This is a genomic window from Streptomyces sparsus (assembly GCF_054776295.1).
This window is the reverse complement of sequence record NZ_BAAHCA010001474.1, coordinates 1-808: the sequence shown is the minus strand read 5'-3', so window position 1 is coordinate 808 and position 808 is coordinate 1. Positions and strand designations below refer to the sequence as shown.

The window sequence follows — 808 nt, the reverse complement described above, 5'->3', positions numbered from 1 at the left end:
GCCCGCAGCCGGTGCAGCACCAGGGCCCACAGCAGCGCCGAGTCGCAGCGGGCCTCCAGCCCGAGCAGGTCGGCGGCGTCGACCCGGACGCCGAGGTCGTCCGGCAGCCGCTCCCAGTCCCGGATCGCGCCGTTGTGGCTGAACAGCCAGCGGTCACCGGCGAAGGGCGCGGCGGCGGCCTCGTCCTGGCTGGTGCCGGGGGTCGCGTCGCGGACGGCGGCCAGCACCATGCCGCTGCGGATCGTACGGGCCAGGTCGGGCAGGTTGGCGTCCGCCCAGATCGGCACCGCGCGGCGGTAGCGGGCCGGGCTCCCGTCCGTGCCGGTGTACGGGTACCAGCCGATGCCGAAGCCGTCGGCGTTGACCGTGCCGTGCCGCAGCCGCCGGGGCGCCCAGGACTGCTCGTACAGTCCGCCGGGCTGGGCGGTGACGACGTCGGCCAGCGGCACGGCCGGCCCCACGTAGGCGAGGTGTCGGCACATCAGTCGGCCTCCACGTCACGGCAGGTGCGGAACCCGGCGAAGATCTGACGGCGCACCGGGTGGTCCCAGTTGCGGAACGTGGCGCGGCAGGCGACCGGATCGGTGCCGAACGAGCCGCCGCGCAGCACCTTGTAGCCGTCCGGCCCGGCCGGGCCGGTACCGAAGAACACCTCCGAGTACTCCGGATACGGGAACGCGGCGAAGCCCGGATAGGGGTGGAAGTCCGAGGACGTCCACTCCCACACGTCGCCGAGCAGCTGGCCGGCACCGCAGGGCGCCCGACCGGCCGGGTAGGCGCCGGCCGGGGCCGGCCGCAGGTGCCGCTG

At 75.5% G+C, this 808-nt stretch carries 2 protein-coding genes; both read right to left on the bottom strand.

Annotated features, from left to right (window positions below):
- Nucleotides 1-482 (bottom strand): class II glutamine amidotransferase (locus ACYVE9_RS29115; protein WP_461030872.1); only part of this gene is annotated, 482 nt, incomplete at its 3' end.
- Nucleotides 482-808, bottom strand: a 327-nt coding sequence (locus ACYVE9_RS29110; protein WP_461030871.1) for an SUMF1/EgtB/PvdO family nonheme iron enzyme, incomplete at its 5' end; no start/stop codon positions are given. The genes ACYVE9_RS29115 and ACYVE9_RS29110, both read right to left, overlap by 1 nt.